The organism is Bacillus cereus group sp. BfR-BA-01382, from assembly GCF_022663475.1.
Lineage (GTDB): Bacteria > Bacillota > Bacilli > Bacillales > Bacillaceae_G > Bacillus_A > Bacillus_A thuringiensis_S.
This window is the reverse complement of record NZ_JAKUFQ010000153.1, coordinates 1-9,309: the sequence shown is the minus strand read 5'-3', so window position 1 is coordinate 9,309 and position 9,309 is coordinate 1. Positions and strand designations below refer to the sequence as shown.

Sequence of the window (9,309 nt, the reverse complement as noted above, 5' to 3'; positions counted from 1 at the left end):
CCGTATATACGCCCTATAGATTGCGCTTCTACTTCGTATGAAACAAATGTATTTATACGTTTTTTCATTTCTATTTTCATAAGCGTCATGAGACGTTCCGGCGTCATATCTTCTCGCTCTGTTTCAGGAGAATAGAATCCGAACTTATGCTTCCCTTTGGAATTCCACCGCTGGAAAGCAGCTTCATCTACGATGTAGGGCAAACCTTTGTTTATGCTCTCTACAGTAATTTTAGAATCGCCTTCACCGTGCACAAATCCAATCAATGCAGTACATATGTTCCTTGAATGTTCAATCCGTTTTATACCAACTAAATCTTTTGCAAGTTCTATTTCCTTCCCTGAATCGTCTCCGCGTCGCTTTATCATATCGACATACCAACCGACAATTTGAGAACCTACAATTTCTACACGATATTCAATTTCTAAATCAAATAAAGCTGCAATTTTCTTTAAACATTCTAATGGATTAATAAACTCCTCAATTGTGAGAGTATGGAATCCGGAATATTCTGTTTTTCCTCGCTTCCACTTCATTCCTAAAAGAGCTATATCCATCATTTTATCTACAGTTTCACTTTCGATCCGCTGTGGTTTTATAAATCCTTCCTGTGCGATTTGAACCCAAGCTCCAGAAGCACTTATTTTTAGTGATCTGTCTTTCGAGTCTTTTTCTGCCTCATTATTAATTACATAAGGAACCATTCGGCCATTCCGGACTTCTTTAATGATTAAATTCTGCTGTTGTAAAGCAATCGCTTGTTCAGTCCCGTCAAAAACTTTGAATTCTAGTATATCTACATTGTTTTTTAGTTCCCAATGACGGTTGTCTTCCCAATAATTTTCAGGTTGTAAAACGGAAATAATTTCATCTGTTTGAAAATCAACAATGTGTAATTCTCCACTAGGTGTCCTCATTTATATCTCTCCCTAAATGATATATTCGCGTTCACATCGGGAGGCATTATGTCGATTCTATTTTCTCCTGGAATTACTTTTGGAAATGAACTAAACATATCTTTAAATTTAGCAGCACTGGAACCATTTATCGTTACATGACCACGAGCAGTATCGATAACGATTTTATCTCCTGTATCAAAAATATATGGCTTCGAATTTTTAGGTACATTGTTGACTTTCCATATTTTTAAATCATCTATTTGCATTGTATAAACAGGAGTGTTTCTATCCCATCGGCAAATTGCAATCATAACTTGTGCCACTTTCCGGCCTGTCATTGGGTTTCCTACTTCATCAATCCAGCGCTCTACTAAAGATGCATCATCAATCTCGGTACCGTCTCGAAATCGTGCTACATAAACGGACCATTCTTTGCCTCTCCTTGCAATACGAAGTCGCCCGTAAAATTGATTAAATGTATTAGGATACGAACCACTTGTGTCTACGAGTAGGCGTCTACTTCCAGGCACTGCATTATCGCCAAGCGTCATATGTGCCTTAGTAATTTCAGCATACCAATATAAATCGTTCATATTAATCTGCGCTACCATATTACCTGTTTCATCAAGAAGAATGATTTCCACACGCCCCATTTGATCTGCATTTTTAGATTGTAAATGTACCCAGGCTTCTAATTCAAAATCTTGTATTGGACCGCCAGGGATATTTTTTTTTGCAAGGCCACCATGAAAACCTGCTGTTCCTTCTGGTCCATAATACGGACAGTAAATTCCTGTTCCATCTTTTACTTTAAGTTCTCCTGTGCCTTTCATGTCGTCAAACATTCCAGTAATAGGAGTCCATCCAATAGTAGTAGACATATCATCCCACATTACACGTTCCCGCTCTTGTACGGGCTTTTCTTCGATTGTTTGAGGATAACCAATTTGGAAATAGTTACGATCATTAGGATATTCACCATACCATACAGATAAAAAAGTACTTGGTTTTGAAGCTACAATTTCAATTAAAGGTGGAGTTTCCTCGCTCCCTTTGTTCGTAAAATTTGAAGTGATTGCTGCAGTTGCATCTCGACTAAAAGGAAACTTCTTAACTGCGCCGAGTTTGTATGGCATCGGACAAATAAACGTAATTACACCTTTACCACGATTGATTAGTTCTTCAGCATCAAATGTTCCATCTATAACGGCTAAATAAGTGCGATCTGGTTCATCATCAAAAATTAGCTCACATTCTTTTTTTGTAACTAACCAGTTCGCTAAATCCTCTTTGACTTTTTGTAAATCAGCAATGTCTTGTGCTTTAACAATAAGAGGCACATCAATTTGAAGTGCCTCTACATCTGTATTCAATAATCTGGCCCCTGGATATCCTGGAGTATATAAAAGATTACGTTTAACAGGTGCCCAAGCAGGTCTTTTACGACCTCTAGGCATTAAAATATAGTCTCTTCTTTGGTTATTGAATGTAAAACTTTGGTATTTACCCATGAGCACCCTCCTTAAAACTGATCTTTCTTTTCTTTTTCTCTTCTTTGTATTTCTGTTGTATATGGCGTCGTAATTTCAGCCACTGATTTACCATCCATTAAAGCGGTTAAATGAACAGTTAAATTGCCCTCTCTATCACCCGATGGGGTACCTCCGCTGAATGCGCCACCAAATTGCTGAGCAAATCGGTTAAATACTGCATCTGCAAACGGGTCCATACGACGACCAACAAGTGGTACCGCTGCTTCTGGACCATCTTCACCGATACCAATAATTCTAGCTGAATCAAAAAAACCACCATGTTTATGCCATTCAATATTTGGTACAGATAACGGCGACAAACTGAAATTTCCAAGAATTTTCAGTTGCGGTATTCGTGGTAATTTTCCTAATGCTATATCTGGCAATTTTAATTTGAAGTCAAAGAGTTTTTTGATTTTTTCAATCCATCCACTAACTGTACTTTTTGTGTCACTCATAGAACTGTCTATTCCGCCACCATATTCTTTACCCTGACGAGATCCAATCCCTTCCCAACCAGAAACACCGTTCATTCCACTTTTTCCGCCTTCTGCAACATTTGAACCAGCAGTTTGAGCGTTCGATTTCATTCCGCCTAATCCAACAGAGAAAGTATTACCGCCTTTTTGTCCTGCAGGATTACCATCTATCGTATGCATACCTTCTTGTGCTGCAGCTACTACATCTAAAGCACTACCCTTGATATAACCTCGTTTAGACATAATTCCTTCACCAAGATCAGTGCCACCTTTAGCACCCCCACCTCCATCAGATGTACCTCCTAAGATACCTTGTACATCTGATTTTGTTTGGTTTGCAGCAGTTTGAGGTGACTTGTTTGATATTAGTCCATTTCCAAGTGTTGCTGAAATATCTGAACCGATAGGGGTAGCATCAAGTTTTGCGCCATTAGCGATTAATTCTTTAATAATGGTTGCAGCAGTTTGGGCATCTATTTGCTTACTTTGCATACCTAATATAAGTGATTCGACAGTGAATGTACCTTCCGAGCCAAGATCAACTTTAGCATTACTTTTGATATCTAATCCTATTAGTTGAGCTGCTTGAGTAACAGAAATAGCTCCTGCATTCATCCCGTTTACGAGCGTCTGCATGTTTGCTTGCCCTTCTGCAGTGGCATCTACCTTTACTCCATTTTTTACTTGTTGTTGGAAATATTGGAATACAGTGTCAAATGATAGCGTCCCGTTTTGAAGACCTTGCATCCAGGTACCGATTGTCATTTGACCATAGATTCCAAGATCGATATTAGTATCATTAGAAAGTTTTACGCCTAATACCTGTTTAATTTCAGAAGTATCTTTACCTATCATTGCTTGTGTGAAAGTCTGCATACTTTGAATACCACTAGCGGACAAATCAACTTTATACACTTCTTTTAATTTATTGGCATTAGCTACTGCTACATCATTCGCCTGTAATTCACCGTTTTTCAGTTTGTCAACAAACGACTGGACAGTAAATGTTCCAGCAGGTCCTAAATCAATTTTCATTTTTCCATCTATTTCTTTAGCCATTGTTTCAGCTAACATGATAGAAGACTTGGTACCCTTAGACAATTCAGTAGTATATTGGTTTAGATTTTCAATTTTGTCCCTACCGTATTGCTTTTCATAGTTAGCTAGTGCATCTTTATGAGCTTTTTCAGCTTTTTCTTGTTCGCTATGAAAACGAGTCATAGCCTCACCATAAGTTTCTGCTCCAAATAATACTTCTTTATATTTCTCATACCAAGCAGCTTTTTCTAACTCCTTTTTACGAGGATTTGCTAGAACAAGTGCCGCATCTTCAGCTTTTAAATTATTTTCTAACGCTTTTGTTCCTTCGTTACGAATACCTATAAGATCCATAACGTGTTTTTTCTCATATAAATCGATTGCGTCTAAAGCAGCTTTACGATCTGATGCATCAACATTCCCGAGCTTAACTTCTTTTTCTAGTTGTTCGCGCATTTCGTCAGTTTGTTTTGTTAAAGCATCGACACCATCTTTAAAAGTAGTCATAATATCAGTCATTTTTTTCTTACCAGCTTCTACACTCAGCATACCGCCTTTAGTTATGCTTTGAGCTAATCCGGTAAGTTGACTTGCCTTATCATAGAACAGCTTAATATTATTATCTGCTACAGCCATAGCCTGACGATATTGTTCCGCGAAGTCTTTTGGCATTTTCGCAACGTCGCCCTGATATTTTTGGACACCTTCCATAAGGACCTGGTTAGCAGTTCTTGCAGCATCAATTTGTTTATTAATTTGATCTACAATTTTGTTTTTAACCGTTTCCAATGTTTTTTGGGCACCCTCAGGTACTACACCCATCAATTGAGCAAACATTATTTCAAACTTACCCTTTTTACCCTCAAGTTCTTTAATAACTTCGTTAGTCATTTCTTGAAATGCTTGGATAGTTTTTTGTTTCGCTTGTTCAGCTTCTTCACCAGTTTTTGTTCTTAGTTCCATCATATGAAGAATCGCTTTATCTTTTAAATCTTGATAATGCTGCGCTCCCTGTGGCACTTGTGCAAATGAACCTGATACCTTTTTTGTACCTTCAATAATACTTGCAACCATTCCGCCAAAAATTTCTGCAAATGGCTTTATACACATGACCATGAAGTCAACTACTCCTGCAAGAGCATCACCCATTTGTCGCCATACACTGACAGTATCTTCGGAATCACTTTTAACCGAATTAAATCCTTCAGCAAAAGCAGAAGAGATTGCATCCCATCCATTAGTGACCGAATCCCGTAGTTTTTCTGAAGCATCCCACATTTTCATAAGTGATCCAACTATAATTACGATAGCACCAGATATAAGCGAAGCCATGCCGACTATACGAAGGAATCCTAATGCCATTGGCGAAATAACCATCCATAAAGCGTTAAATGCCGCTTTCATTCCTTCTGCCCTTCCGATCCCTATAGCCATAGGAGATAAGAGAAGAGTCATTGCTGTTACTAAGTATGCAAAGTTACCTGCTGCTGCAGAAATACTAGGGTTTAACTCGTTAAGCTTGATAACAAATTCACCAACAGCATTTCCTGCATCGATAACCGTCGCTGCGACTCGTCCCCATGTTTCTACAAAAGGTTCAGCTGCTTTAGACCAGGTATTTTTAAATCGCTCCCAAGCAAGACCAAGTGGTTTTAAAGACTCCTCTAATTCTTGGATTTGTCTTTGAGTCGATTCTTTTAAATATGAAAGCTCGTCCGTTACTTTTTCTCGTGCTAATTGACCTTTACGCCGCCAAAGCTCCACATATTTATTTAATTCTTTATCTGACATTGAATTTAAGGCTTCTATTTCACCAAGTGCTTTCGGTCCCATTTTTTCTAACTCTGCAATTAGACCTTTATCTACACCACGTCTTGTCAGTTCTTTTAGATTATCAACCCATTTTTCGAAGATAGTGACTTGCGCTTGTAGATTATCTTTTAATGCTTTTGGTTTAACAGCATTTAATTCAACTTTTTCAAATAATCCAGCCCAATCAGTAAGCTCTTGTAAACGCTTGTTATAAGCTTCATTGTAAGCTTCTTGTATTTTTCCCTGTTGCTTACGAACTTCAGCAGGATCTGGTCCGAAAGAAGCTTTAGCCATTACAGTAGTAAACCCAACAAGTGCAATACCTGCTACTATAGCTAATTGTTGCGTTCTCATAAGACCAGTATTAATTAATCGAACGCGATCCATGAGGTCTTTCATACTAGCGTTAGGTCCGAGTTGTCTTAGTGCGATATTCGCTGCAGTACCTTGACGAGCCATTCGCTCTAATCTGTCCCCAACTTGTAAAAATGCCCTATCAATCCGTTGAATATGACTTGTATCGCCTAAGGCATCCATCATTCTTTGAGATTGAGTTTTCATCGCATTCATGTGGTCAATAGAACGCATGAAACTACCTCTCATACGCTCCATAGCAATTGCTGTTCTGTTAGCTGTATTGGCCGTATGAATCCCTAATTGATCCAACATATTTGTATAAGCAGTACCGCCACGAGCAGCTGCTTGCATCGCTCTATCTACTTCTCGCATTTGCCGCTCAAGCTGCCTCATACCTTCATGATAAGATGCCATATCACCTGCATCTCGCAATTGTTCTAAGCGTTGTCTAGTCTCCCTAACATGTTCGTTAAAACGACGCATTTGTTGTTGAGCTTCTTCTGTTGAGACTCGTACTCTTCCATCACGAGAAAGCCCCATAATGGCTAATTGAGTTGTTCTTGTTGTATCGCCTAATTCTTGAATAGCTCTCGCTGCATCTTTACCACTGCTTGTAGCACTCATCATCCGACTTAACGGAACTTGAGACCGTATAGCAGCATCAGCCAGTTGATCCAATGATTCAGTACCGACCAAGCCCATACGCTGTATTTCAAAACGAGTACGAATTAAGTCATTACGGAAAGGGCTCAGATGCTCTGGCAAATTTAAAATAGGACGGGCTATACTTCTTGCCATCCTTCTCATTTGCCATTCCATCTGCCGTTCGGGACTAAATCGGCTTAATCGGTTCTCCATCCGATTTATTTCTTGATCTAATATTTCAGATGGACTAAACGAACGCATTCCACGTTCGATACCTTCCATTGGGTTAAAATCACGCATTCTACGTTGAGTTCTTCGACCAGAGTCTTCTATAAAATCAAAGAACTGTCGGTAGGTCCGTCTAGCTTGGCTGTCATCTGCAGTTATATCTATTGAGGAACGTCCTGCATTTCCCATTCATTCTCCTCCTTCCCCAAAAAATAAGAAGCCTGGGCACTTTACCCAGACTTCCACCATGTTCCTTGCGTAAATTTACTATTTTCTTGTGTTTGTTCTATTTCTTCTTTTTGGATTTCCTCAGGTGTAGGAGGAAGAATTTCATTAAAGTTTTTACCCTCATTAAGCAATTGATCTGCAAATAACAGTAAGCTCTGAAATTGGCCATATACAGTTTCTCTGTAATTTTGGTACTTTTGTTTTAGAGCATCGTTATACTTTCTTCTTATCCAATCTGGAGTATGATCAAGTACATATTCTTCGCTATAAGAATAATGTGTAGCTACGAAGCTTATTGAGGTGATGATTCCTTCAATAAATTCGGACCAGGAGTCTCCTCCTCTACCTTTGGAAACCATTTGTCCATTAGTGTTTTGAAGTCCGGCAGTTCCTTGTTGAACATCTTCTTCACTAACTGACGGACTAGAGTAAAAGTTTTTCCTAAATCAGTTTTATCCGCATATTCAATTAAAACTTCCAATGTTTCATTCGGATCTAATTTCAACGCTTCCTCATCTGAAACATCCAGTAAAATTGATAAAATATGAATGATTTGTTCCTCTTTTAATGATTCTAAAATTAGTGCGTATGCTTCAAAAATATCTATTGTTTCATCCATCATAATTGCACGCGCTTGATTATAAATTCGAAAACCATCCACACCAATGAATTTCACGATACGAATAACTTTTTTCATAGAAATCTTAGGAAGCAGTAGCTGCTTCCCATTTGATAGAGTGATTGATCCAATATGCTCGTCTACATCGATTGAATTTAAAATGTTTTTCATAAATTTCTTCCTCCTACCTTTTTTCGAAAATTATCGACTTTCTTCAATTTCGTAATAAACGTTTTCTGACTCTGGTAGACCTTCTACAGCGAAAGCTTGTAAACCTAATGGTAGTACACGCTTCTCCTTGCTGAATGTCTGTGTTTTTTCGTCACCACTAACTTTACATTTGCGGAATACGGCCATGTATAAACCGCCATCTTTCTTTTGACTGATATTTGCAACCATAATTTCTGGAATGTTACTTACAGAACCATAACCAATTCTTTTAGTTCCAAGGCTCTTCACTGGATATACTTTAGTTGCTGTAGGCTGCGCTTGCGTAATTGGTTCTGCTAGATAAATAGAATTACCAGAGATTTTATTTATCTTTAAAACTTGACTACCAATCTTTAAATATCCACCAGCTTTAAAATCAGCTCCTGGAGCAGCGGCGAACGTTACAATCGTGGCATTAATTGCTAATTCTCCAGTTGTATCAACTGATGTTCCTAATTCTGGAGGATTCTCAATAATAGGACCACCGATTAAAGCTAACTGACGATTTTCAATTGTATTTTCTGCTAACTGTGTATTAAGAGCATGAGTCCAATTTGTAATTTCCGTATCAACCGGTCCTTTCAATTGATCCACTTCAAATTCTTCTGTCTCAAATCCACGAGAAATTTCAATTCCTTCTTTTGTTGCACCTAAGTCTTTCCAAGGTCCTTTTAGATCATAAGGCTCTGCTGTAGCCATAACATCCGCAATTTTTTCTGGAGGAGTAGTTCCAAAAGGAGCCCACACCAAACGACCAGCTCCACCAACGATATTTTTTGCAGTAACTTTATATAAACTCATTATTTAGCCACCTCTCTAAAGTTCCAAGAAGGAGCAGCAAGTAATAATTCTGCTTCTTCTTTTGTAATTGTTTGATTTTTCCCATTACCGATTTCTAATAGTTGCCCTGGCATGATATCTAAATCATCACGCAATCTATAAAATAAAGCCCCATTACCTTCAATGGGACCTTCACATAAAATCTGTTGTTTTGTTGTCTTTTTTTCGGTCAATTCATTCACCTCTATGCTTCCAAGTGTTCTAGGCGCATGTAGCACCAACCTTGGAATTTATTTGTTTCTGCATCAAAAGAAGGAGTAGGATTACCCTCTTTTTCACACCATTCGACTTCCAACCCTGTAATGGACGCAGTGTGACGTTCTAATATATTTGTAGCATTTATTAATACATTCATAGCTTCAATATCATCTTTTTCAGAGCGTGAGGTTACTTGTAATCTTGTAAAGCCCCTACCTCCTGCC

At 38.3% G+C, this 9,309-nt stretch carries 7 protein-coding genes; all 7 read right to left on the bottom strand.

All coding sequences use genetic code 11. The features are described 5' to 3' along the window. A partial coding sequence (locus MR160_RS31635) for a phage tail spike protein (protein ID WP_242299035.1) occupies window positions 1-917 on the bottom strand: 917 nt, incomplete at its 3' end. Beyond that, window positions 914-2,410 (bottom strand): distal tail protein Dit, encoded by a 1,497-nt coding sequence (locus MR160_RS31630; protein ID WP_242299034.1) that lies wholly within the window; start codon window positions 2,408-2,410, stop codon window positions 914-916. The genes MR160_RS31630 and MR160_RS31635, both read right to left, overlap by 4 nt. A gap of 11 nt (window positions 2,411-2,421) precedes the next feature. Continuing rightward, a complete protein-coding gene (locus MR160_RS31625; protein ID WP_242299033.1) occupies window positions 2,422-7,179 on the bottom strand; it encodes a hypothetical protein in 4,758 nt (1,585 codons plus the stop codon). Window positions 7,180-7,510: 331 nt separating this feature from the next. After that, a complete protein-coding gene (locus tag MR160_RS31620; RefSeq protein WP_242299032.1) occupies window positions 7,511-8,008 on the bottom strand; it encodes a hypothetical protein in 498 nt (165 codons plus the stop codon). A 30-nt stretch (window positions 8,009-8,038) separates the two neighbouring features. Further along, complete coding sequence (locus tag MR160_RS31615) at window positions 8,039-8,848, bottom strand: hypothetical protein (protein ID WP_242299031.1); 810 nt, start codon at window positions 8,846-8,848, stop codon at window positions 8,039-8,041. After that, complete coding sequence (locus tag MR160_RS31610) at window positions 8,848-9,060, bottom strand: hypothetical protein (RefSeq protein ID WP_242299030.1); 213 nt, start codon at window positions 9,058-9,060, stop codon at window positions 8,848-8,850. Before MR160_RS31610 ends, MR160_RS31615 begins: the two co-directional genes overlap by 1 nt. Before the next feature lie 11 nt (window positions 9,061-9,071). Continuing rightward, window positions 9,072-9,309 (bottom strand): hypothetical protein (locus MR160_RS31605; protein ID WP_242299029.1); only part of this gene is annotated, 238 nt, incomplete at its 5' end.